Genomic DNA, 26,376 nt, shown 5'->3' with positions numbered 1-26,376 from the left:
CTTATCCTGCATAAGTGCAACTAAGGCTTATCGCCTTAAAGGCTTGGCGATAAGCCAAGTTTTCTTTATTCCCACATTTCAATCAATGCTTCCGCTTCTGCCAGCAAAGTGTCATAGACGTCATCGGAAATCCATTCCTGTGCTTGCTGGTGGTCGAGCAGATCCTTGAATCCGCCCATGTGGTGAACGACTTTCTCCGCTTCTTCCTGATTTTCAAAATGACCTACGGACGTCAGATGCACGTCCAAAGCACGGACGGCGTCATCGTTTTCGAATTCGCCTTCTTCGTCGAAGCTCTCGACTAAGCCTCTGATCTTCTCAGCGCTGACTTCTTCATCATCCATCTCGCTCTCCACGAGGGCGCTTCCTCCCCCGCGGCGTTCAGGCTCGGTGGCCGCGGTGACTTGTCCATCTTCCAAAAATTCAATGCCGACCGCTGCGCTGATGCCTTGCTCGGCTGTATCGGCCGTAAAGCGATGGCCCATCGCCTCTAATTCTTCGATTTGTTGCTCGGTTTCGGCATCCAGATAGTTTTCTTCATATTCAGCTAACGCGTTAAAATTGTTTCGTTGTGACAAGCGAGGCTGTTCGATCGCGTCTGGAAGCGATACACCAAAATCCAGGTTGTTCATCATGATTTGCGACAAGGTCGTTAAAATCGTATCACTTCCCGGAGCACCTACCGTTAGAACCGGTTCCCCTTCTTCCATGACAAGAGTAGGAGCCATGCTGCTCATCGAGCGCATCTCCGGACGCGGATAATTCGGATGCGATGGCGTCTCGGTCGGTGTCCGCCCGTACACGGCATTATTTAACAAAAAGCCATAGCCGGGGACAACCATGCCATTGCCGCCGATCGATACAATCGTTGTCGTGTAGCTGACGACGTTGCCTTCGTCATCGCTCACAGCCAGGTGAATCGTCGATTCATCGACTATGTCCGCTTCGTCTTTCATGCGTTGTTCTTCATCAGCCTGCACGCCTTCGGCTTCCTCTTCGATAGATGTGGTTTCAGCCGGTGGCGTTGCATCGTCAGCCATGACGCTTGTTTCACTCGGTTCCGCGAGTGTCTCGCTATCTTCGATTACGGGTTCTACTTCAATATGATCAAGGAAAAACGTCTGCGTTTGCTCGTAATCGAAGTTAATAACGCTCATCATCAAACGGCCGAGGGGCTCTTCCAGCTGATCGTCATCCGCTAATTCATGGACGGCCAACCATTCCTCGGGCTCCTCGTCATCTGTTCCCCAAGCATTCACTTTCAGCTCGTTATTTTCCACCCGGAAACGCAAGTCGTGCCAATCCGTCTCCACGGGGTAATCGATACGCTCAAGGGTTGCCAAGTTACCATCGATAACGCGCTGGAGAACAAGCTCCCCGGTTTCGGTGTTGATTTCCAGTCCGTAGCCATTGCTCGGAATGCTGCTGCCTGACTGCCACACATCGCCGTTCAGCCATAAACGCAAGCGTTGGTCATATCCTTCTTCATCGGCGCGCACGCGCACATTCACTTCGTTATCTTCTACAGGCTCCATGTTGGCAGCTGCCCGCCCGTACGCGCTTCCTCTCTCTTCCCCTCGTGCGCTCAAGTCAATTTTTCCGGCTTCATCTTCAATTGTAAAGCTGGTATCAAAAGGGTCGCTCGTAGGACCGGTATCGATGCGGTGAAATTTACGGGCATCCCATTCGGCGCCATCTTCTTCGGCAAAATCATAGAAGAAATCCTCATCATCGTCCAACCAGGGATTGCCGGGAGGCACCTGGCCAATCGATGCACGCTCCGAATCAATATTCGTGATCCGCTCTTCGGTATACGCATCGGAAAGCAACTCATCGACGGGGACATCTGTATGCGCGGGGTCACCGATGTATTCCCGGCGATCGGCAATAGCATAGCGGGTCGCTTCCATAAAATAATGCCACGCCTCGGTTCTGGACATATTTTCCATATCATAATGCTCGAGCATATTAAACGTTTGCCCAATCGTGAGGCCGCCGCTGGAAGATGGGGGCATGCCATAGATGTCGTAGCCGCGGTAACCGGTGTGGATCGGCTCGCGCGTTACCGTTTCATAGTTTGCGAAGTCTTCCATCGTGACATCGCCTTCCAGCACCCCGTATTCTGTCAGCCATTCGCCACTGACAGCTGCAAAGTCCGGGTCGTCCACGACTGGCGGGTCGTTAATCGTGTCGACCATCGCCTCGGCGATGTCGCCTTCATAAAAAACCTCGCTTCCTTCTTCAGCTATCAATTGATAAGTATGAGCCATATCAGGGTTTTGGATCACGTCACCGGGTTCCGGCGCAGAACCGTCCTCATTGAGATAAATGTCTCTCGTAGAGGCAAAAAGATCAAAACGCTCCTGATTTTCCGTCGTTTCCCGTACAAAATTCTCATCCGCAATGAATCCTTCTTCGGCCACGTCAATCGCCGGTTGCAGCACTTCGGCAAATGTCATCGTTCCGTATTCTTCCAGGGCGACTTCCCAATTTTTCACCGTCCCGGGAACGGAAAAAGATTTTCCGCTTGAGGTTCTCATCACTGAGGGGAAAATGCCCCCAGATTCCGGATTAATGTACGTTTCGTCATTAAACGAGGCCGGGGTAATGGAGCGACTGTCAATCGCGATGGGCTCGTCCTCTTCGGCTAAATGGATGAGCATCATGCCACCGCCGCCAATGCCGCCGGAATACGGTCTCGTTACCCCTTGAGCTGCCGCTACCGCCACAGCAGCGTCGACGGCATTCCCGCCTTGTTCAAGAATCGTCATCCCGGCATCCGTTGCATGCACATCTTCAGAAGCCACGGCCCCGCCGCTTCCGGTCATATGTGACATAGATTCATCATTCTCCTCGCCATTAACGCCTGGTGCAAATAAAGCCGCCATTAATGTACTACATATAAGCGTCATTCCGAATCGAAACCTACGCTTAACCATTTAATCCCTCCAGTGGATGTTAATTTACATATATTTTACAGATATTACTGAAATTTTGGCATAGTCACATCCTCCTTTTATAGGAAAATCTATGAAACATTGAGTCATCAGTTCAAAAAAATCCTATTCTGACAATATTTTAAAATAATATAAAAAATTAAAATAGTAACATATATACATCCAAAAAATAGGATAATTATGAAATAGGTTGCAAAAATAGATAGAAAAACTATCGTTAAGACCAATAAAAAAATAATATAAACGAACTATTATTAATTCCGGATAATTAATAGTTATATATTTATAACCATAAGTTATTTTTTAATCTATTGTCACAATGGTAATATTTTATATAAATATCTCAAATTATTGAAATACTTGTAAAAACAGGAGGTGGCATTAACAAGCGGTCGGCAAGGCATTCAAAATTTTCAAGGAGGATCATATGAAATGTTTAAACGACCATTCATCGTTTCGTTAGCGGTCATTTTTGTAGGCGGGGCTGCTATAGGACTGAAAAACGACAACCAAAGTGATGCCCAGGAAAATGATTTCGACACGATTATCAAAAACGGCACAGTCATGGATGGGACAGGCCAGTCGAGTTATGAGGCGGACGTAGGTGTCCGGGACGGGTACATTTATCAGATTGGCGATCTTGATGAAGCCAACGCTGCCCAGGAAGTGGATGCAGACGGGCAGATCGTCGCGCCGGGTTTCATTGATATTCACAGCCATGCTGATCTCGAAGCGTTGCAGACCGCGACGAGCTCGCTAACGCAAGGGGTGACGACAGAGATATTAAGCCCGGATGGTTTCGGACCAGTCGATGTAACGGAACGATATGACCTCGAAGACGATGGATTGGCGATCAACATCGGCACCTATATAGGGTTTAACTCTGTTTGGTCAGAAGTTGTCGGTGAAGATGATCGGGATGCCACGGAGGAAGAAATTACCGAAATGCAGGGATTGGTTGAAACAGGACTTGAAGAAGGCGCCTTTGGTGTCTCGGCAGGTCTTTTTTACACACCGGCAACTTATGCCGACACCGAAGAAGTGATCGATGTCGTTGAGGTAGCCGATCAATGGCGGACGAACTTCCCGCACCACATTCGGGACGAAATGGATGATGTCGTAGAGGCGACCGAAGAGACGATCGAAATTGGAGAGGAGGCAGGACTCGTTCCGGTTATCACGCACATGAAAGTGATGGGTGCAGACAACTGGGGAGCTTCCGAAGAAACGATCGGTCTCATTGAAGAAGCTAACGAGCGCGGAACATATGCCGCCGCCGATGTCTATCCGTACCTGGCAAGCCAGACCGGTTTGACGGCGCTCGTCCCGGCATGGGTAGAGGATGGTGGTTTTGACGCGATGCTGGAGCGTTTTGCCGACCCTGAATTACGGCCGCAAATTGAAGAAGAAATTGAAGATGTGATGACGAGCCGGGTGGAAACGGCGGAAGATGTTTATTTTCCGGGAGATAATGAGACATTGGCCGACGTCGCTGAAAGAGAAGATGTGAGTCCCGGAGAAGCGACGATGCGAATCCTCGAGGATCGAGGGAGCTTGACGACGATCTATCATTTTGGCCACGAAGACGATTATGAACGGATCCTCCAAAACCCAACGACGGCCGTCGCTTCAGATGGGGGAGCCACGTACTCGGATAGCATTCACCCTCGCCGTTACGGTTCACAGCCACGAGTGTTGGGAGAGGACGTCCGTGAAAACGGATTGCTGTCTTTTGAAGAAGCCGTGCAGAAAATGACAGGCTTACCGGCTACGATGATTGGAATGACCGATCGCGGTTTTATCGCCGAGGGTATGGTCGCTGACATCACCGTTTTTGATCCGGAGACGGTTACGGACAACGCTGAATTTGAAGATCCTCAGCAGTACGCGGACGGGATCGAGCAAGTGCTCGTAAACGGTGAATTTGCCCTGCAGGACGGGGGAACGACCGACGCTCAGCTCGGGGAAGCATTGCAGCGAACGGGGAATATGCCGAGTCGACCGATGAGTGTTGACAAGGATGTGAGTGTGGAAGGTGCCGGAACGTTGCGTAATGTGGACGGTTCCGGATCCCCGGATGAAGAAGTGGCGATCGCTGTTGAGCAGGCGGCAAGTGATTCAGCGGCCACAGGTTATTTCCAATTCAATCATGAGGACGCAGGTATCGAACTGGAAGCCGATGAAGTGGGCCAACTGCAGGCGAAAGAAGACTGGGCGAGCTTTACCGGACTGGGAACATTGGAGAACGGTGAAGAACGGACATTTGAAGTCATCGTTGAAGAAAATGATCCGATGATCGAAGACGAGCGCGCCTCCGTGACGGTTTATATCGAGGATGAGCTTGAGTATCAGGGAACGCTCTCTCCTGAGCAAATGGATGTGCAAATAGCAGAACCTGATATTGCACCACCGGAAAACGCCGCCGATATTGAAGCCGTCGTTGAGGACTTGGCTGAGGACGGTGAGTTTGCCAACGATGAGGCTACTCGTGCCTTAACCGTCCATTTAACAGCTGTCCATCATTACGAGAATCAAGACGCGGCGGAACAAGTTATCCAGCACATGGGAGGCTTTCAGGATCTTCTTGACCATCAACTGGACGAGGCATTGATCTCCGAGGAAGCGTACGACATTTTAAGCGCGCAGGCCGAAGATCTGCTCGACATCTGGGAGTGAGTATAAAACAAAGCCCTCCTGTGACAGCTCGCGGGAGGGTGGGGAAGGAGAGGGTGAATTGCGCAGGAAGATAGGCATTCCTGTCCGGCTGTTCGCGGTAACGTACTTACTATTTTGCATCGGTGCTTTAGTAACGTCGCCGACATCGGCAACGTTTGAAGATACGGAATCGCTGGAAGGAAATCTTTCCACGGAAGATTCTTTTGGGGAAGCGGATAAAACGGATGAAGCGGATTCGGATGAAGATGAGGATGAGGAGGAGGAAGACTCGGAAGCAGAGGATGATGAAGAACAATAACTCAATATTTTTAATATAACCAATCAAACCAAGGTTCAAAAATCTATTATGAGGGTGATGAATACTATGTGGCGTGTCACTGGCAAAGTCATTAGCGGCTTTACAACAACTTTATTGTTTGCGTTACTCGTCGTCACCTTATTCGCGGTTATTTCCAGCCAGGCGGCTGAGGGCGAACCGAATGTCTTTGGGTATGAATTAAAAACGGTTTTATCAGGATCCATGGAACCGGAGATTCAAACCGGATCGATGATCGCGATCCAGTCGACCGAGCATCCGACCCAGTTTGAGCAAGGCGATGTCATCACTTTTACAAATGCCGATGACAATCTCGTCACCCACAGGGTTCACGAAGTTGAGAATGACGGCCAACAATACATTACCAAAGGGGACAACAACAACTCGACGGATTCGGAACCGGTGCTTGCTGAAAATATTGTCGGCGAATACACAGGGTGGACGGTTCCGTTTCTCGGCTATGCGTTTGTTTTCGCCACTTCGGAACAGGGAGCGGTGCTGTTATTGATTTTGCCCGGCGTGTTGCTGCTGGCTTACTCTGCATTCACCATAGGGCGCGCGCTGCGACAGATCGAACCGTCCGAGAAAAAGGAAGAAACGGTGTCGCCGCCCCGTCAGGAGTAGGCGTAACCCTGATGAGGCGTTCACATAACTAAATTTTTAAAGGGAGGATTTCATAATGGGAATCAAAAAACAGCTTGGCATGGGAGTCACGACGGCGGTTCTCGGCTTGACGTTAGTCGGTGGGGGTACGTTCGCGTATTTTAGCGACAGTATCGAAACGAACAATACGTTCGCGGCCGGAACGCTCGATCTGAATGCGGAGCCGACAGAGATCATTGATGTGGACAACTTGCAGCCCGGGGATACGATGATTCGCGATTTTGAGTTACAGAACAACGGCTCCCTGGACATTGATACGGTGACGTTGGAAACCGAATACACGGTCAATGATGCAGAAAATGATAACACGCACGATTTCGGGGAGTTCATCGAGGTGGAATTTTTGTATAACGCCGACAACTTGGACGAAGTGATTTTTCAAACGACATTGAGTGAACTCGAGGATATGGAACCGGAGGCGATCAGTGAGCATGTGTTCTATCCGGAACTCGGCGATGATGGTCTGCCGGTCGATGAGTCCCACGACCTCGTCGTACAGTTTAACTTTACAAGTGACGAAGACGTAGACATGAACCAGTTCCAGGGCGATGCTTTAGAGCTGGAATGGACGTTTACCGCCACGCAAACGGAAGGTGAGGAACAATAATGGCTAAAAAATGGACGAGCGGTTTGTCGATAGGTCTCATCGTGTCACTTGCTGTATCCAGTGGAGCTTTAGCTAACTCTCAGGTTCCGGAAGAAAACAGTGGTGATTCAAGCATCCTTTATCAAGAAGATGCAGATGTGTCCGCACAAATGCAGCGTTCCATCGAAGAACAGGAAAGCGATGCGGACTCGGCCAAACGGTTTTTGGAGGTCAACAAAGACGTTTTTGATATGGCGGACCCACTCCAGGATATGGAGGTGCTCGAAGAACAAACCGATGACGAGGGGATGACCCATATTCGCCTGCAACAAACGAAAAATGGGATCCCGGTCGAAGGTCATGAAGTGATTGTCCATTTTGACGAAGACGATAACGTCGACTCGGTCAATGGGCATTTCGATTCGCAAGTGGATGGGACGGATGCGATTTTAAGCAGTGCAACACTGGCTGAGGAAGACGTCATTGCAACAGCACGGGAGGCGGTCGATGCACCTAAAGATTTGGCAGAAACCCCTGAAACAGAGCTTGTGTACTATCCCATGGGCAATGACACCCACCTCACTTATAAAGTAAACATAACTTTCATGACGGAGGATCCGGGCAATTGGTTTGTTTTTGTTGACGCCGATACAGGGGAAGCGATTGATCAATACAACACCATTTCCCATATGGCAGAAGCGGCCGGATTGGAAGATGAGGAGTTACAGGAAGAGGAAAATGAACAAGCTGACGCATCTGCCTCTGTATCCGACGCTGATCCGGACCCTGGCGTGTATGAATCAGCGGTTGGCCCTGGCATAGGTGTTCATGGTGAAAATCGCGTGTTAAACATCTCTCATAAGGCAGCAGAAAATGGACCGGGCAGAACCTTTAGCTTATTTGATTTTTCCATCCCTGACCTGGATGGCCTCCTGACATATGACGCAGAAGAAGACTTCGCTCTGCCGGGTGTCCCTTATTCCAATGTCGGTGCGGCTTTTGACTTTCGCGATGAGTCTCACGCGGCCGCGGTAGACGCCCATTACAATTCAACCGAAGTATATGAGTATTTCCTGGAAGAGCATGACCGCAATTCCATCGATGATGAAGGGATGGCCCTGGTATCTTCAGTGCATTACGGTGAGAATTTTGCCAACGCTTTTTGGAACGGAAGCCAAATGACATACGGTGACGGGGACGATGAAATGTTTATTCCTTTGTCCGCCGGTTTGGATGTCGCCGCTCATGAAATCACCCACGGCGTCACCGAATATACTGCGGGGCTCGTGTACCGCTTCCAGTCCGGCGCGGTCAATGAAGCCATGTCCGATATATTCGGGGTCCTGGTTGATGATTCTAGCTGGGATATCGGGGACGATATCATGGCACCGGCTGCGATAGAAGATGGTCGATTTGCTTTGCGTAGCCTTGAAGATCCCGGCCAGTTCGATGTCGATGAAGCGTATTGGGAGTATGGAGATGGATCCGGTGCGTATCCTTCGCACATGGATGAATATTATGACTTGCCGATTGAACTGGATGACGGCGGCGTTCATACCAATTCCTCCATTATTAATCACGCGGCTTATTTAATCGGCCAGGATATCGGTCGTGACGACCTTGGACAAATCGTGTATCGGGCTTTAACGACGTATTTAACGCCGATGTCTGATTTTGACGATACCCGTTTTGCCTTCGTCCAGTCGGCGATCGATCTCTACGGAGAGGATAGTGACCAAACCGAAGCGGCCAGAGATGGATTTGACGGGGTGGGGATTGAGTAAATGATTCTCTGTGAATAAGCTAATCTGGCGGTTTCCGGAGATAATCTGGCGCTTTTGTGTCATATTCTGGCGCTTTTGCAGGATAATCTGTCACTTTTGCCTCTTATTCTGGCGCTTTTGAAACGAGGAGGTATATCTATGAAAAGAAATTTGACGAGACTCCCGGCGGAATCGGCAACGTCCAAAGTATCATGGTCGATCACGATGACGGCGTCTTTGAAGGGGTTGCGGATGATAACCGCGAAGGAGTGGCCATTGGATTTACCCTGGACAGCGCGTCCATGATGAACCTCGTGGAACGTTTTGAAAATGAGGGTGAATTCGAAAATGAGGAAGCGGCCGACGACTTGCATCTTCATTTAACGGCCGTCAATCATTATGAAAATCAAGGAGACTATGAAAAAGTGGTGCAGCACATGGAAGAAGGCTTTAACGATTTACTGAACCATCAGCAAGAAAATGAGCTCATTTCCGAAGAAGCGTATGACATTCTCGCTGCCCAGGCCGATACCTTGGTTGAAAAACAGCCGTAATGTGGAAGGAGTGCTTGTCATGCGGGTGATGCTCAGCATTCTATTTATTTTTTCTACATCGTTGGCTTTTCACGGTACGTCTTACGCTGAAGACGAAGGTACTCATTATCAATCTACCGTGGTAGACAGCCATATCGACACGTTTATGCACACGTTGGATGAGACGACTTGGTTGCCGGAAACCGACATCGGGGAAGAAACACCTTTTGATTTCGATATTCCAAAAGGGCAAGAAGGCGGATTGGATGTTCCTTATCTGGCGGCCTATACGCCGGGATATTATGAAAATACCCCGCGCAGCATCAGTGAGACGTTGGCGAAAATTAACGGGATTTATTGGACAGAAGCCAATAACCCGGACGACCTCAGCATCACCCCGTCTTATGAAGACATCGAGCAAGCGGTGCAGGATGAAAAAATCGCGGCCGTACCGACGATTGAAGGCGGCTATTCCATGGAAGAGGATAACGCGATTGAACTGTTGCACCAATACGACGATTTAGGGGTAAAAGCGCTCGGGTTTACCTGGAATTATTCCAATGCCCTCGGGGAGGGCGCAGACCGAGTATACGGGGACCCCGATGAAACGCCTTCCGAAGGTGGGTTAACGGAACTGGGTACAGAAGTGGCCGAAGAGATGAATGACTTGGGGATGATGATTGATGTCTCGCACATGGCCCGGACAACGTTCTGGGATGTAATCGAAGTTTCCGAAGACCCGGTTATTGCTAGTCATTCAGGTGTCAATGCTTTGCATGACCACCAGCGGAACCTCACCGATGAGCAGTTGGAAGCATTGGCTGACAACGGCGGCGTGGTAGGGATCGTCTTTTACCCTGCATTTTTAACTGATGAATCGGAAGGTTACGTGGAGGACGTCGTCGACCATATCGATCACGCCGTCGATGTTATGGGCATGGAGCACGTCGCGTTAGGCTCAGATTTCGATGGCGCACCCATGCCGGAAGATCTTCAGGATGCATCAGAATTATATAAAATTACCGACGAACTTGAGAATAGAGACTACTCAGAAGAAGATATCGAGAAAATATTGGGCGAAAACCATCTGCGGGTTCTGGAAGAAGTAGAACAAAATGAAGAAGATGCCGATAAAGGCGTGACCGTAACTCCTTCGCTGGAGATGGGCGAAGAATTGGCAGATAACACCCCAATCCTGCAGGCGGATATCGAAGGGGAAGCCCTCAATGAGAGCGATTTTCGCATCATCGTTGATGGTATCGATCATGAACCTGATTTTGATGAAGAAACCGGAACTTTATCGTTGGAGCTGGACGAGCCGTTAAAAGAACGCTTCCACGCCGTTACGTTTGAAGCGGAAACAGGAGATGGTGAAACGGAAAGGGAGACAAAAATCTTTTACGTCGATACGAGTGTCGATAACATGAAAACGCTCGTTGAGCATTTCGAAGCAGAAGGCGCTTTCGAAAATGATGAAGTTGTCCGTTCCCTGAATCTTCACTTGACGGCAGTGGGGCAGTTCGAGGATCAGGAAGAATCGGAAAAAATCGTTCAGCACACGGAAGGTTTACAGGATCTACTGGATTATCAGCATGAAAACGATTTGATTTCCGAGACGGCGTACAGCGTTCTCTCGAATGATGCCGATGTGCTTAAGGATAAGTGGCAGTAAAAAAACGGTGACATCGCCTTAACAGGGCGCTCACATAATAACAATTTTAAGGGGAGGATTTCAACGTGGGAATCAAAAAACAGCTTGGCATGGGAGTCACAACGGCGGTTCTCGGCTTGACGTTAGTCGGCGGAGGCACATTCGCGTACTTTAGCGACAGTGTCGAAACGAACAATACGTTCGCGGCCGGAACGCTCGATCTGAATGCGGAGCCGACAGAGATCATTGACGTGGACAACTTGCAGCCCGGGGATACGATGATTCGCGATTTTGAGTTACAGAACAACGGCTCCCTGGATATTGATACGGTGACGTTGGAAACCGAATACACGGTCAATGATGCAGAAAATGATAACACGCACGATTTCGGGGAGTTCATCGAGGTGGAATTTTTGTATAACGCCGATAATTTGGATGACGTGATTTTCCAGACGACGTTAAGTGAGCTCCAGGACATGGAACCGGAAGCGATCAGTGAGCATGTGTTCTATCCGGAGTTGGGCGATGACGGTCTGCCGGTTGACGAGTCCCACGACCTCGTCGTGCAGTTTAACTTTCTGAGCGACGATGACGTAGACATGAACCAATTCCAGGGCGATGCTTTAGAGCTGGAATGGACGTTTACAGCGACGCAAACCGAAGGTGATGAGCAGTAACCAACATCGAAGAGCTGGCCCATGAACTTACGTTTTAGGTCAGCTCTTTTTTCTAGAGAAATCTATGAAAAAGCTATTTTTAAGGAGGCTATTATGAAAAGTCCAAAATGGAAAATGTCCTCTTCTGCTTTGTTTTTCGCATTCTTGCTCGCCGGAAGTCCGATGGTGGGAGCCGCAGCCCAGGAAAACGAAAACGCGGAGGAACCTCCGACGACGGGATTCGAAGACAGCGACGGTGAAGAATGGACGAGCCATGATGATGAACTGCAATTTTTGGAAGAAGTGGCGGAGCAATCGGAGTGGATGACGTATTACGAGATTGGAACATCCGTTGAGGATCGGCCGCTTCACTTAGTACAAGTGGGAGCTCCCGAACCACCAGCGGATGAAGATATTGCCGACGGAAACAATATGTTGGTGATTGGTTCACAGCATGGTAATGAGCCGGCTGGCCGGGAGATGGCGTTACAGACGCTTCGGGATTTGGCATTTACCGATGACACAGAGTTGGAAGAGCAACTGAATGAGTCGACGGTGATGTTCATTCCATCGGCGAACCCCGATGGACGTGTGGCGGATACACGTACCAACGCCAATGATGTGGACATTAATCGTGATCACCTCAACCTTGAGGAACCTGAGGGGCAAGCGATTGGTGAGGTGTTAGAGGAGTTTTCTCCTGATATTACGATCGATGCGCACGAACGGCCTACGGCCACGGGTGATCCAGACATGGAAATGTTGTGGCCGCGCAACCTGAACGTGGACGAAGATCTTCGTGACTTAAACCAGGAGATGGTGGAAGAATACTTGTTTCCTGATGTGGAAGATGCAGGGTTCTCCACTGGTTTGTATGGAACCCCCGGTGGAGCCGGTGGTGGCGATGAGCGGATCTCTAGAAACGTTTTAGGTCTTCGGCATGGATTGGGTCTGTTGACCGAAACGGCTGGGGAGCAAGATCCACAATACCGGGTGGACGCCCAGGTGGAAACGGTGGAATCCGTGTTGAACTTCTACAGTGAGCGCATGGACGACATTTCCACTGAAGTAAATGAGGCACCGGATCGCAAAGCGGTCGCGGGTGAAGAACAATCCGAGCCGTTCTATCTTGACGGTGCGGACAACTGGGAGCCGACCGAAACGTTGGACCCCCACGCGTGCGGCTACATGCTTCATACGACCCAAGCTGAAGATATCGACCGCCATATCGATGCCTTTTCCCTGGAAACGGAAGAGGTGAGTGAACACGGGGTGTTTGCCACCATGGGTCAGTCGATGATGACCGTTATTCCCTTTTTGATGGATGGTGAAGCGACTTACAACGAAGTAAGCGCCATGCCGCTGGAAGGTTGTGAGGATCCGAGAGTCACGGCTTCCGGCTTGCAAAGCCTCGTGGGGCAATTCGATGAAGACGGGGAGTTCGAGGGGGATGACGCGCCTCATGACTTGGACATTCATTTGGAAGCTGTCAGCCACTATGAAAACCAGGAAGAAACAGAAAAAGTCGTTGAGCATATGGGCGGCTTTCATGACCTTCTGGGTCATCAGTCGGACAATGAACTGATTTCTGATGAAGCTTTTGAAATTCTGAGTGATTTTGCCGATGATTTGATCGCAAACTATGAAACAACGTTTGACGCCGATCGAGTCATGGACCATGTCGAGCATTTAAGTGTAGACATCGGCCCACGCGTTGCCGGTACTGACGAAGAAGCCGAGGCTGCCGATTATATATACGATGAATTTGAAAGCCTTGGTTACGAGACGTCTACCCATGAATTTGAGATTGCGGACGGTGACGAGTCACAAAACGTGATCGCGGTGAGAGAAGCGGAAGGCGTGGAAGATCCGGAGATCGTTTATCTCACCGCGCATTATGATAGCGTACCGGAATCCCCAGGTGCGAATGACAATGCTTCAGGGACGGCGAGCCTGCTGGAACACGCCCGCGTGATGCAGGATATGCCGACGGACAAAGAAATCAGATTTGTAGCGCTTGGCGCTGAAGAGATTGGGCTGGTTGGTTCGGATGAATACGTTGATGAGTTGTCCGAGGACGAGATTGATCGTAGTGAGGCCACCTATAATTTGGATATGGTCGGTACGGATTGGGATCCGGCTTCGCAACTTCACATCAGCACCGTTGACGGAGAATCGAATACGGTCTGGGAAACGGCAGATGCAGCCGCTGAAAACGTAGGATTTGACGAAGATGAGTGGACGTTGCACCAATTGGGCCGATCCGATCACGTTCCGTTTCATGAAGCTGGCATCGACGCAGCGCTCTTCATCTGGATGGAACCGGACACGGAACCGGGGGGTGCCGACCTAGAACCTTGGTATCACACACCGGAAGATACGATTGATAAAGTGAGCCCGGAAAAAATTCAACAGGTCGGTGACCTGATTGATGAGGCGGTTTCCGATCTTGTTAGCGAAGGTGAATTGTCATCAACAGATGAAGCTGCCTAGTGACAGATTATCTCGGTAAAGCGCCAGATTAGTATGAAAAAGCGCCAGATTATCCTTGAAAAGCGCCAGAATAAGATGAAAAAGCGCCAGATTATCTCACGAAAAACGGAAACGGATCCCGGAAATCTGGCGCAAATTTTTTAAAGAGAGGAGGTCATCCCATGCGATGGCGATCATTTTTGACTATCGCCTTATTAGTGCCTCTGATTGTAGGGTTACAATCACCGAATGCTATACAATTAAGTGCACAAGATGCTGAACCTGACGAAATCGAATCCATTATGGACGATATGACTTTGGAAGAAAAAGTCGGGCAACTCTTTATCGTCCATGTCTATGGAGAAACGCCGACCGATCCGAATTATGAAGAGGAAAATCTGGAAAATGACCGCGGCGGGAAGAACTTTCAGGAAGTGATTGAAAATTACCATCCCGGTGGTGTGATTTATTTTAACTGGAGTGACAATATCGGTATGCCCGCGAATTTATCCCAGGTGAATGCCCTCTCCAACGGGATTCAGGACATCGCGATGGATGACGGGTCGTCCATTCCCATGTTCGTATCGACCGATCAGGAAGGGGGCATTGTCGCTCGGGTGACAGAACCTGCCACGACCTTTCCTGGTAACATGGCGATTGGCGCGACCGGCTCTTCGGCCTATGCAGAACAATCCGCGGAAATCCTCGGTGAAGAGCTGAAAAAGTTGGGCATAAACATGAATTTTGCTCCCACTTTGGATGTGAACGTCAATCCGGACAACCCGGTGATCGGTGTCCGCTCCTATTCTGAGGATCCCGCTTTAGTCTCAGATTTGGGACTTTCGCAAATTCAAGGCTTCGAATCGGAAGATGTGATCGCAACGGCGAAGCATTTTCCCGGCCATGGCGATACGGATGTTGATTCCCACTACGGGCTTCCGATTATAGAAAAAGACTTGGATACGTTGCTCCAAGAAGATTTGCCCCCGTTTAAAGATGCCATTGATCACGGGATCGACGCGATCATGCCGGCTCATATAGTCGTTCCCGCGCTGGATGATTCGGAACTGCCTGCCACGTTTTCCGAACCGATCTTAACGGATTATCTCCGGGGAGAATTAGGCTATGATGGGCTAATTGTGACGGATAGCCTCGGCATGTCGGGTGCCGACGTTATGCCGGAAGAAGAAGTGCCGGTGGAAGCTTTTAAAGCCGGTGTCGACGTACTGTTGAATCCACCGGATGTTGATTTGGCGTACAATGCGATGCTGGATGCTGTTCAGAACGGTGAAATCAGCGAAGCGCGACTGGACGAGTCCGTCTACCGCATTTTGGACCAAAAAATGGAACAGGACTTGTTCGATGATCCTTACGCAGACCCTGAAGCCGTCGATGAGATTGGCAACGAGGACAATCTGCAACTGGCCGAGGACATGACCGATGACAGTATCACACTCGTTAAAAACGACGATGATGTTCTGCCATTGGATTATGACACTGAATTGCTGGTGACCGGTCCGGAATCCGGAAAGCCGGAGCTACTGTCGGATCTTTTGTTGGATGCTGAAAGCTATGAAACGAGCGACAGCCCGACGGAAACGGAAATCGAAGAGGCCGTTTCTTTAGCGGAAAATAAAGAGATGGTTGTCGTGCCGACGTCTTCCGCCCATTTGGATGACGAGCAACAAAACTTAGTCACCGCTCTCCAGGATACCGGTACACCGGTGGTGGTCGCAGGTGTGGGAAATCCATATGACATCGCCGAATTTCCCGATGTTGATGCCTATTTAACGACGTATGGCGACCAGGATATTTCCATTGCTTCTTTGGCAAAAGCCTTAACGGGAGAGGTTAATCCGCAAGGAGAACTGCCGGTTACGATCCCCGAGCATTATGATTTTAGCCACGGATTGAGCTATAAAATCGATACGGTTAATATCGCGCAGCTGGTGGATCTATTCGAAGAAACAGGGGGTCTGGAAAACGACGAAGCCGTACATGCTTTGCAACGCCATTTAACCGCTGTCGGTCATTATGAAAATCAAGGGGAAGCGGAAAAAGTGATCAATCATATGGAAGGCTTTACACATCTTCTCGATCAGCAGCTGGCAAATGAATGGATCTCGGAAGAGGCTTATGAAACGCTCATGGATCGTGCGGATGATGTGATTGCAGAGTGGCAATAGCTTTTTGGAGGTATGTAACGTGAAAAAATGGTTTATTTTGCCGGTAGCCACTGTTTTTACCCTGTCAGCACTTTCCGTGGCCGCGACCGGCACGGAGCAAACGGATAACGATGAGACGGAAGGATCTGAAGACTTGAAACTTGGCATTGATGTTTTGCTTGAGGACAGAATCGATGAACTTGAAGACAAAAACGTTGGTTTGATCACAAACCCGACGGGCGTCGATGAAGATTTAAACAGCATCGTTGATTTGTTGCATGAACATGAAGATGTTGATCTCGTCTCCATGTTTGGTCCGGAACATGGCGTAAGAGGGGACGCGCAAGCTGGCGACGACGTTGATAAATACATTGATGAACAGACAGGCCTCCCTGTCTACAGCTTATATGGAGATACGCAAAAACCAACCCCGGAAATGTTGGAGGACGTTGATGTCCTTCTTTTCGATATTCAGGATGTCGGGGCTCGTTTTTACACGTATATCTACACGATGGCTTACGCTATGGAAGCAGCCGGTGAAAACGATGTGGAAATGATGGTTCTTGATCGTCCGAATCCGCTCGGTGGTCAGGATGTTGCAGGGCCGGTGCTTGATCCGGATTATGCTTCGTTTGTCGGATTGTATCCGATTCCTTTGCAACACGGCATGACCGTTGGGGAGTTGGCTCAATTGTTTAATGAAGAATTCGAGCTCGATGCTGACCTGACCGTCATGGAAATGGAAGGTTGGGAACGAGGGATGAAGTATGACGATACCGACCTTGAATGGGTGCTTCCATCTCCGAACATGCCCACCTTTGATACAGCTGTCGTTTATCCCGGAACAACGCTTATTGAAGGAACGAACGTATCGGAAGGAAGGGGTACAACGAAGCCGTTTGAAACTATCGGCGCGCCCTTTATTGACGGAACCGCATTGGCGGAAGAATTAAACGAGCTTGACCTTCCGGGTGTTCAATTCAGAGCCGCCTATTTCACGCCGATGTTTTCAAAACACGAGGGAGAACTTTCCGGCGGAATTGAGATTCACGTGCAGGATGATGAAGTCTATGAATCACTTGAGACAGGCTTGCATATTGTAAAAACGATTCATGACAACTATCCTGAAGACTTCGAATTCGACGCGTTCTTCGATAACTTAATGGGGAACAGCTGGGTGCGTGAAGAAATAGAAAACGGCACATCCGTTGATGAAATCATTGATAACTGGCAAGACGACCTGGAAGATTTCAAGCAAACGAGAAACGACTATCTTCTCTATTTTGATAGCGTCACAGAATTAAGAGAGGTGGTAGAAACGTTTGAGGAACAGGGAGCATTTGCAAGTGAAGAAGCCGCACGGGAATTATTGACCCATTTAACCGCGGTTGAGCAGTTTGAACAGCAAGGAGACATGGCTAAGGTGGTTGAGCACATGGAAGGTTTTTATCATCTACTCGATAACCAGCAAGAAAATGACCAGATAACGGATGAAGCCTATCAGACACTCACCGAAGAAGCTGATGTTTACATGGAGCAATGGCAGTGATCTCTCCGGCTGATATGTTGAATTGAAGGGAGGTGACACCTTATCCGTTTATTACTATCCATCTTTCTACTATCACTTTTCACTTTCCCATCTTCAGCAGTTGCTGAATCTGACCAGGAAAACCAAGAAGTCAAGGTGGCCGCGTACAATATGGCCGCCGGCATTGGGGCAGATGGAGAGTTGGATTTGGAGAGGACCGCTCAGACCCTCCGTGAATCGGAGGCGGAGATTATCGGCCTCCAGGAAGTAGACGTACACTGGGATAGCCGCAGTGACTTCGAAAATCAAATCGAGCATTTGGCTGAAGAACTGGATATGGAAGCGTTTTTTGCCCCGATCTATAGTGAAGAGCCAGAGGACCCGGAACATCCCCAAAGTGAATACGGGCTCGCAATCTTAAGTGAATATCCCATTGAGGCTGCGAACAATTACGAGATTGCAAGACTTTCAACCCAGGATCCAGACCCTGAGCCCCAACCGATGCCGGGATTTCCGGAGGTATTGATTGATGTTAATGGAACGAATGCCTGGTTTTCCACGACCCACCTCGATTATCGGGGTGATCCAACCGTTCGGGAGATGCAAGTGGCAGACATGCAAGAAAAGATGGCTCCTCATTATAATGCCATGCTGGTTGGGGATTTGAACGCAAGGCCGGATGCCGATGAGCTTCAACCACTTTTGACAACCTTTACAGATGCTTGGGAAGAAGCGGGTGAAGGCGACGGGTTTACTTTTCCCGTAGGCGATCCCGACAGACGAATTGACTATATTCTGACTTCACCCGATATCGACGTCCAATCGGCCAACACGGATCATTCACCGGCTTCCGATCATTTGCTCGTCACTTCAACCGTGACGTTAAATCCTGTTAATGCAACCAATATGAAAAAACTTGCAGAAGCATTCGCAGAAAAAGAAGCATTTGCAAACGAAAGTGCTACCCGTTCTCTTTTGATCCACCTGACAACATTGGAACACTATGAAAATGAGAAAGAAGAGGAAAAATTAATGGAGCATATGGAAGGCTTGCGCAATTTGCTTAACTATCAAGAAGAAAATGACTTGATTACCGAAAAAGCCTATAACGTGCTCAAAGCTGATGCGCTGGCGATGCAGGAGGAGAGGTGAAAAAATGGCTAAACGATGGATACCGATGGTGACCGGCAGTGTTTTTCTGTTGCCACTGTTGTTTTTTAACGCAGAGACAAGCCATGCTTTCAGTGACCGATCAGACGGGTTCCAACCGGGATCGCCAGGTAGTGCCGGCATGGTGGAGCAGAAATTAAACAACATTGATGACGTCATTAAGGAAGGGATCGATGATCAAGTGATGCCGGGCGCCGTCGTTTTGACAACCAAGAATGGCGTTATTGCAAAAGAAGATGCCTACGGCGAGGCGGCAAAATATTTGGACGATGACTTCACCGAAATGGATGATCCCGTTGCCATGCAGGCAGACACGATCTTCGATGTAGCTTCCATTACGAAAGTATTCACGGCAATTTCTGCCATGCAGTTGTACGAAGATGGTGAATTCGACCTGGACGATCCGGTAGCGAACTATATACCGGAATTTACTAAAGGTGATAAGTCTGAAATAACGATTCGGCATCTTATCACTCATACTTCCGGCTTTGAAGATTGGGTTCCACTGTATATGGAGGCAGATTCCCGTGAAGAAGCGTATGACATCGTGTTTTCTGCTGAGTTAACCCGTGAACCTGGAAGCGATTATGTGTATAGTGATCTGAACATGATTACATTAGCCGCGGTGATCGAACACATAACAGGAGAACGGCTCGACGAATATATCGAAAAAAATATTACTGAGCCGCTCGGAATGGATGACACGATGTTCAATCCCCCGGAATCAATGAAGGATCGTACGGCTGCCACCGAGTATCAACCCGAAGTAGATCGTGGACTCGTGTGGGGCGAAGTTCATGATGAAAACGCGTGGGTGATGGACGGCGTCTCCGGACATGCCGGTTTATTTTCAACCGCCCGGGATTTGGCCGTTTTCGGACAGATGTTTCTCAATGAAGGCGAGTATGAAGGGGAAAGAATTCTGCAGGCAGACACTGTAAAAAAGATTGGCACGGACCAGCTGCCTGATTCTCTGGATGATTCCCATGGTCTCGGTTGGGAACTGGACCAAGCATGGTATATGGGTGATCTATCCGAGCCTGAAACGATGGGCCATACCGGCTTTACCGGAACCTCAATGGTTATTAATCCGAATGAGCAGACGATGGCGATCGTATTGACCAATCGCGTTCATCCGACACGGGATGGAGCGTCCCCGAATGACATTCGGGAAAGTGTCGCTGATCAGACAGCAGCTGCTATCGATGCCTGGGATGCAAGTTATATGGCATCACTTGTGGAAGATTTGGACGAGGATGGTGAATTTGCAAAAGATGAAGCAGTCCATGCCCTACAGACCCATTTGACCGCTGTGCATCATTATGAGGATCAAGAGGAAGCTGCAAAAGTTATCCGGCACACGGAAGGCTTTCAGGATTTAATGGCTGAGCAAAAAAACAACGCAGAGATTTCTCAAGAAGCGTTTCATATTCTCAATACACAAGCCGAAGATTTGATCGAGAAATGGGAATAGATGGGAGGAGAAGCAGATGAAAACATTCATTTTACTGACAATTATCGTGCTATTAACAGCAAGCCCGGGCTTCATGCAAACTCAAACACTCGATGAGGAGAAAAAAGATAGGGTCACACAAATGATTGATGAGATGGACGATAAAGAAAAGATTGGACAGCTAGTCATGCCGGCGACCCAGGATGGGGATGATGGTATGCCTAATGAATTCACGAGGGAAATGATTCAGGATTACGGCGTCGGGTCTGTTATCGTCTACGGGGAACGGGGCGCAGAGGAACAGGCAGAATACAACAATCAATTGCAAGCATATGCCGAGGATACCCGTATGAACATCCCGTTGTTCACGACGGCTGACCTGGAAAACGGAGCTGCTCAGCGGGTGCCTGAAGATGCGACCACATTCCCCCGCCAAATGGGAGTCGGAGCCACCCAAAGTTCACAAGCCGCTGATACATTCGCGCAGATCGCAGGCAAAGAAGTTAATGCGCTCGGTTTTAACTGGAGCTATTCTCCGGTGGCCGATGTAAATTCCAACCCCTTAAACCCGGTCATTGGTGTGCGTGCTTTCAGTGAACAGACGAAATTGGTCTCTGAAATGACGGGGGCGCAAGTAACCGGTTATCAAAAAGAAGGCGTCCTCGCTACCGCGAAACATTTTCCCGGCCATGGCGATACGGAGACGGACTCTCATTACGAACTGGACAGTGTCACCTATGATCGGGAGGTCCTTGAAGAAACCCATCTGCCTCCTTTTCAGGAAGCCATTGATAACGGGATCGATTCGATCATGACCGCGCATGTCATAATCGAGGCCATTGATCCTGATCTTCCAGCTACATTATCTAAAGACGTGTTAACGGGGTTGTTACGTGAAGACATGGACTTTGACGGTTTAATCGTGACAGATGCCATGAGCATGGAAGCGATTGAGGACAACTGGGGAACCGGGGAGGCAGCCGTGATGTCGATCCAGGCAGGCGCGGATATCATTATGGCAACCGGCACGCCTGACGAGCAGCTGGAAACCTATGATGCGCTTTATGACGCCTACCAATCTGGCGAATTAACCGAGGAACGCGTGCAGGAGTCCCTGGAACGTATTCTCATGAAAAAATTCGACTATGATCTGTTCGATGACCGTTATGTCGATGCATCCGAAGCGGAAGCCTTTGTCGGAAATGATGAGCATCAAGACAAAGCAGAACAAATGGGACGAGATTCTATCACGCTAGTAAAAAATGAAAATGTGCTGCCTTTTGACGAACATAGTGAGGAAACAACGTTTGTGGCAGGCGTTACGCACGTGGATGACATTGCAGATCGAATACAACAACAAAGCAGCGGGGACGTGCTTTCCTGGGAAGCTGATAGTCATGATCCCACAAGTGAAGACATACAAGCAGCAGTTGAACAAGCGGAGGAGGCCGACCGCATCCTCGTGCCAACGTTCTCTTTCGATGAGTTACCGGACGGACAAAGTGAATTAGTACAGGCTTTAAAAGAGACCGGAAAACCTGTCGCGGCTGTTTCACTTGGGCTTCCGTACGATGTGCAAAACTATCCGGAGGTTGACGCGTATCTTGCTTCCTATGCCCTTGATAATTGGGAGTTGGCGAACCCCACATCCATCAATGCCGCTGTTGATGTAGTGTTCGGCGCACAGCCCGGAGGACAGCTCCCGGTTACGATTGCAGATCATTATGATTTCGGCCATGGATTGAGTTATGAGCCAAGCGATGCCTCCGATATCGAGAACCTCGTCGAGCAATACGAAAGAAAAGATGCATTTGCAAATGAGGAAGCCGTTCGCCACTTACAGACCCATCTAACAGCCGTCCATCATTATGAAAACGAAGAAGCAGCGGAAAAAGTCATTACCCACATGGAAGGGTTTAAGGATTTGTTGGACGAGCAAGAAGATAACGAGTTGATTAGCGAGGTAGCTTATAACGATCTCCAGGAGCAAGCCGAAGTTTTGCTTGAGCAATGGCAGTGACCTCTTCTCGCTGATAAATGTCCTTAAACGGCTGATAAAAACAAAAAACCCGCCGGGGATACAAACATCCCCGGCAGGCTTCTTTTTTTACGCCGTGACTTCCGTTCCGGCTCCGCTCCTTCGGTCTATCGACCGCTTGCGCAGCAAATGAATGCTTAAGAGCAGTGCAAAGAGTGCGAGGCCGATGATGTCGGAAATGAACGCGGGATAAATGAATACGAGCGCGGAACTTAGGGCCAATATCCATTCAAACCAGCGGTATTTCACGAACATATAGTTTTGAATAACGGTCACGAATGCCAGTATGCCGACGAGGGCAGTAAACATGGCCCAAATGATTTCATACCAGGCGAACATTCCTTGATTTTCAGGCAAAAACAAGATGATCGTATTCATGACGAACACAAACGGCAGCAATAATGCGCCTGCGTCATATTTAAAGCCTTGCACACCCGTGATGATAGGATCTGCCCGCGCGATCCCGGACACGGCGTAAGCAGGCAGGTTCACCGGCGGTGTATCATCGGCAAGTACGCCGTAGTAAAGCACGAATAAGTGTGCAGCCATGATCGGTACGCCCATCTCAATAAGTGCGGGCGCGATCATGGAAGCCAAAATAACGTAAGTCGCCGTTGTCGGCAGCCCCAGCCCGACGATGAGGCAGGCTATAAGGGTAAAGAAGAGCACAATGATCAATTGATCGCCTGCAAAGCCTATAATGATGGTAGGGAGTGAACCGGATAGCCCCGTCAGGTTAATGATGCCGATGAGAATACCGGCAGTAGCACAGGCGGCAATGACGGTGAGCGCTTTTCGTGAAGCCATTTCGAGACTGATCGTTAACTCGCGCACGCCGAATTTAACAGGGGCAGAGTTAATCTTGAATTTATTTTGAAAGAGCACGAAGAACACACAAATAAAGGTACCGATCGCGATCATGATGGAAATTTCCAGGTGCCACCCGAAGAAGTGGTGCATGCCGTACGATACCGCTGCCAGCACGCCTGCGATCAGTAACCCTGCGCCAAAGCGCGCCCGTAGGCGATGGGCGAGAATCGCCACCGTCAAAAGCATAACAATAGCATAAAAGGCAGCATTGAAGACGGTGTTACCGGCCATCACAAAATAGACAAGCGCGATAATCGGAATGATCAAGTAACCTTGTTGCAGTAAACTTTTTCGCCCGGAAACGAGTGATTCCTTCGGCAAACCATGGATGTTGTGTTTCACCGCTTCGATGTGTACCATCCAGATGATGGCGATATACGTTAATATCGCGGGAACGATAGCGGAAATCATAATTTGTGCATAGCTGTAAGGCGTGTACTCGATCATCAGAAAGGCGGCAGCTCCCATGACCGGCGGCAATAACTGTCCGCTTGAGGATGAGGCCACTTCGATGCCGCCTGATGTTTGCGGCCGGAACCCTACTTTTTTCATGAGCGGGATTGTGAATGTTCCGGTGGTGACGGCATTGGCGACCGAGCTTCCGGAAATGGAACCCATAAATCCGGAGCCAACGACGGAGGCTTTGGCCGGTCCGCCTCGAAAATGACCGACAGCACGAAGAGCCAGGTCGATAAACATTTTTCCCGCACCGGTCGCTTCCAGGATTGCTCCAAACAAGATAAAAATGAAAACGTAATTGGCCGAAACAGATAAAGGGGTTCCTAAAATGCCCGTCGATGTGTACATCATCTCATAAATGAACTGCTCAAAATTTGCCCGACTGTGACCAAAGGGCGGCGGCAAATAATCACCCAGGAAATAATAAGCGATGAATACTAAAGCAATAATCAATAAAGGTTTTCCCACCACCCGCCGGGCCGATTCGAGGAGCAACAGGATCATAATGACCCCGGCGATCATATGGCTTGTCTCCATATTTCCCTGTAAGATCGTTTGGTGGGTTTGGTTCAGCATGACAAATGAGCCTACAACGAGGACCAAACCCGCGAGGACCATATCGTACCAGACGATCGTCTTTTGACCCAGCCCTTTTTTTCTCGGGAAAATAAGAAAAATAAGGATAAGCCCTGCGAGCAGGTGGATAAATAAATGTTGATTCGTCGATACGATCAAACCGAAACCGGCTGTATATAAATGATAAAGAGAAAGCGCAATAGAGATGATGAGAATCAGTATCGCTTTCCAACCAAAGACGCTCCGGTCGCTGCCTTCGGCTTCCTGCGCTTGCTCAGACGATTCTTGCGGAGCTTCAATGGTTTCTTTATTTTCCTCGTGCTGCTTTGATGTTTCTGCCATCGCGCTATCCTCCTTGCACGTGGATCATGATGCGGCGGTCATCTTCCTCCATGTCCGATAAATCGAGGGTTTCATTTTTAAATTGAAAGGTGTGTGTGTAAAGATTGGATGGGATAAGTCGTAACTCTTCAACGACTCTCCCGTCATCAGGAATAACGTAAAAGCCATTTTCTTGACGGATCGGCTCGTTGGCTTCATAGGGAATACCGGCACCGAAGGCCTGGGTCCACGTTTCTTTCGGGACGACTTCGAAATCATCATTGATCTCAAAAACCTCCCGGATCGGCGTTTTCATCACCGAATGAATATATTCATGAAAAAACGTATCTCCCGGCTCAATTTCTTCTTCGAATAAAACGTCATCGGACTCGGTAGCTACCACTTGTAACTTCGGCGTTTGTTCCCAAAAGACGGCCAACAAAAGAAGGATGGCAAGGAAGAGGAGAAAAACTCCCCATCTCCCTTGCAAAAATCCCGGGATGTTCCTCATGATCTCACCTATTGATCGTCAAAGAATTGTTCCGCGCCGGGATGCAGATCAATCGGCATGCCTTCCTGGGCGGTTTCGAGTTCAATATAGCTGCCAGACTCATGGGCGTTCTCGAAGCTATCCGTGTTATCAAAGATTGTTTCCATGACCTCGTAAACGATCTCATCATCCAATTCGTCATGGGCGACGAGCATAGCTTGCACAGCCAGTGTATTCACAGCTTCGTGTTCCTCCTCATACAAACCTTCTTCAATCTCATGCTCGGTATAGTACGGATATTCGTCAATCAGGTCGTTGGCTACCTCTTCGTCGACGTCAACCATCGTAATATCCTGTTGGGCCGACAACGCTTCAATCGCGCCCGTCGGTGTTCCTGCAACGATCAACGCGGCGTCGATGTTCTCATCTTGCAAGCCATCGGCAGCGTTTTCAAAGTCCTGGTATTCAACGGTAATGTCGTCATACGTAATGCCGTGCGCTTCGAGAATTTGATTGGTAACCACTTCCGTACCTGAACCTGCATCCCCAACGGCGACGCTCATGCCTTCCAGATCATCCACGGTTTCAATGCCGGATGCTTCAGTGGCTACAATCTGGATGACTTCCGGGTAGAGGGTAGCCATGCCGCCGAAACCTTCCAACGGTTCTTCGAAATCAACTTCCCCGTTAACCGCGTAGTAAGCGGTATCATTTTGCGTTAAAGCCAGATCACCCGCATCATCAGCAATATCGTTGAGGTTTACGACCGAAGCGCTCGTGGCAAAATGGGACGCGTCATATTCCTCGATGTCTTCATTAATAAGTGTAGCGAGTTGACCGCCCAATGGATAATAAGCGCCTTGTTCGCCGCCCGTTAAAATCTCAAGCTCCTCTTCAAAATCTCCGCAAGCTGTCAGCAGCACGGCGGCTGAACCGACGGCCAGCGTCTTTGCTAACATTTTTTTCATGAATAAGACCTCCATAAAAATAATAATCGTTTCTCTATGATTATACAATACAACCTGTCAAAAAA

17 protein-coding genes and 2 pseudogenes are annotated in these 26,376 nt (G+C 49.1%); 15 read left to right on the top strand and 4 right to left on the bottom strand.

Annotated elements, in window-relative coordinates:
• Nucleotides 1-65: 65 nt before the first annotated feature.
• Nucleotides 66-2,939 carry a gamma-glutamyltransferase gene (locus BLS58_RS07455; RefSeq protein WP_090397574.1) on the bottom strand — a complete coding sequence of 958 codons (2,874 nt, stop codon included), beginning with the start codon at nt 2,937-2,939 and terminating at the stop codon, nt 66-68.
• 450 nt (nt 2,940-3,389) lie between these two features.
• On the opposite strand from BLS58_RS07455, the gene BLS58_RS07450 reads away from it, so the two are divergent.
• From BLS58_RS07450 to BLS58_RS07385, 15 genes and pseudogenes are all read left to right on the top strand, one after another.
• A complete protein-coding gene (locus BLS58_RS07450; RefSeq protein ID WP_090397572.1) occupies nt 3,390-5,633 on the top strand; it encodes an N-acyl-D-amino-acid deacylase family protein in 2,244 nt (747 codons plus the stop codon).
• A gap of 58 nt (nt 5,634-5,691) precedes the next feature.
• Entirely contained in the window at nt 5,692-5,931 is a 240-nt protein-coding gene (locus BLS58_RS17495; protein ID WP_090397570.1) for a hypothetical protein, read from the top strand.
• A gap of 66 nt (nt 5,932-5,997) precedes the next feature.
• Nucleotides 5,998-6,573, top strand: a complete 576-nt coding sequence (gene sipW / locus BLS58_RS07440) for a signal peptidase I SipW (RefSeq protein ID WP_245723099.1) — start codon at nt 5,998-6,000, stop codon at nt 6,571-6,573.
• Between the two features lie 55 nt (nt 6,574-6,628).
• On the top strand, nt 6,629-7,219 hold the full coding sequence (locus BLS58_RS07435) for a TasA family protein (protein ID WP_090397566.1): 591 nt from the start codon (nt 6,629-6,631) through the stop codon (nt 7,217-7,219).
• Nucleotides 7,219-8,982 carry a M4 family metallopeptidase gene (locus BLS58_RS07430; protein WP_090397564.1) on the top strand — a complete coding sequence of 588 codons (1,764 nt, stop codon included), beginning with the start codon at nt 7,219-7,221 and terminating at the stop codon, nt 8,980-8,982. The genes BLS58_RS07435 and BLS58_RS07430 overlap by 1 nt, the downstream gene beginning before the upstream one ends.
• A 191-nt stretch (nt 8,983-9,173) precedes the next feature.
• Nucleotides 9,174-9,515 carry an FIMAH domain-containing protein gene (locus BLS58_RS07425; protein WP_090397561.1) on the top strand — a complete coding sequence of 114 codons (342 nt, stop codon included), beginning with the start codon at nt 9,174-9,176 and terminating at the stop codon, nt 9,513-9,515.
• A 19-nt stretch (nt 9,516-9,534) separates the two neighbouring features.
• Complete coding sequence (locus BLS58_RS07420; protein ID WP_090397559.1) at nt 9,535-11,166, top strand: dipeptidase; 1,632 nt, start codon at nt 9,535-9,537, stop codon at nt 11,164-11,166.
• 65 nt (nt 11,167-11,231) lie between these two features.
• The gene (locus tag BLS58_RS07415) at nt 11,232-11,822 is read left to right on the top strand and encodes a TasA family protein (RefSeq protein WP_090397557.1); all 591 of its coding nucleotides are present in this window, start codon (nt 11,232-11,234) and stop codon (nt 11,820-11,822) included.
• Between the two features lie 93 nt (nt 11,823-11,915).
• Complete coding sequence (locus BLS58_RS18350) at nt 11,916-14,294, top strand: M28 family peptidase (RefSeq protein ID WP_176764659.1); 2,379 nt, start codon at nt 11,916-11,918, stop codon at nt 14,292-14,294.
• Nucleotides 14,295-14,455: 161 nt separating this feature from the next.
• On the top strand, nt 14,456-16,459 hold the full coding sequence (locus BLS58_RS07405) for a glycoside hydrolase family 3 protein (RefSeq protein WP_090397553.1): 2,004 nt from the start codon (nt 14,456-14,458) through the stop codon (nt 16,457-16,459).
• A gap of 19 nt (nt 16,460-16,478) precedes the next feature.
• Nucleotides 16,479-17,720, top strand: a pseudogene (locus BLS58_RS07400) (exo-beta-N-acetylmuramidase NamZ family protein); the annotation flags it as partial.
• 24 nt (nt 17,721-17,744) lie between these two features.
• A pseudogene (locus tag BLS58_RS18345) lies at nt 17,745-17,987 on the top strand (FIMAH domain-containing protein); the annotation flags it as partial.
• A gap of 150 nt (nt 17,988-18,137) precedes the next feature.
• Nucleotides 18,138-19,118 carry an endonuclease/exonuclease/phosphatase family protein gene (locus BLS58_RS07395; RefSeq protein ID WP_218126186.1) on the top strand — a complete coding sequence of 327 codons (981 nt, stop codon included), beginning with the start codon at nt 18,138-18,140 and terminating at the stop codon, nt 19,116-19,118.
• 4 nt (nt 19,119-19,122) lie between these two features.
• Nucleotides 19,123-20,610, top strand: a complete 1,488-nt coding sequence (locus BLS58_RS07390; RefSeq protein ID WP_245723098.1) for a serine hydrolase domain-containing protein — start codon at nt 19,123-19,125, stop codon at nt 20,608-20,610.
• A 16-nt stretch (nt 20,611-20,626) separates the two neighbouring features.
• The gene (locus tag BLS58_RS07385; RefSeq protein WP_090397546.1) at nt 20,627-22,609 is read left to right on the top strand and encodes a glycoside hydrolase family 3 protein; all 1,983 of its coding nucleotides are present in this window, start codon (nt 20,627-20,629) and stop codon (nt 22,607-22,609) included.
• Nucleotides 22,610-22,696: 87 nt separating this feature from the next.
• On the opposite strand, the gene BLS58_RS07380 is transcribed toward BLS58_RS07385, so the two are convergent.
• From BLS58_RS07380 to BLS58_RS07370, 3 genes are read right to left on the bottom strand one after another with little or no spacing between them, the layout of a single operon-like run.
• Complete coding sequence (locus BLS58_RS07380; RefSeq protein WP_090397544.1) at nt 22,697-24,874, bottom strand: TRAP transporter permease; 2,178 nt, start codon at nt 24,872-24,874, stop codon at nt 22,697-22,699.
• Between the two features lie 4 nt (nt 24,875-24,878).
• Nucleotides 24,879-25,364 carry a DUF1850 domain-containing protein gene (locus tag BLS58_RS07375; protein ID WP_090397542.1) on the bottom strand — a complete coding sequence of 162 codons (486 nt, stop codon included), beginning with the start codon at nt 25,362-25,364 and terminating at the stop codon, nt 24,879-24,881.
• Between the two features lie 8 nt (nt 25,365-25,372).
• Nucleotides 25,373-26,311 carry a TAXI family TRAP transporter solute-binding subunit gene (locus BLS58_RS07370; protein WP_176764658.1) on the bottom strand — a complete coding sequence of 313 codons (939 nt, stop codon included), beginning with the start codon at nt 26,309-26,311 and terminating at the stop codon, nt 25,373-25,375.
• Nucleotides 26,312-26,376 lie beyond the last annotated feature (65 nt).

It is taken from the genome of Natribacillus halophilus, from assembly GCF_900100185.1.
GTDB classification, from domain to species: Bacteria; Bacillota; Bacilli; order Bacillales; family Marinococcaceae; genus Natribacillus; species Natribacillus halophilus.
The sequence above is the reverse complement of the archived record's forward strand: the minus strand, read 5'-3'. Positions and strand labels throughout refer to the sequence as shown.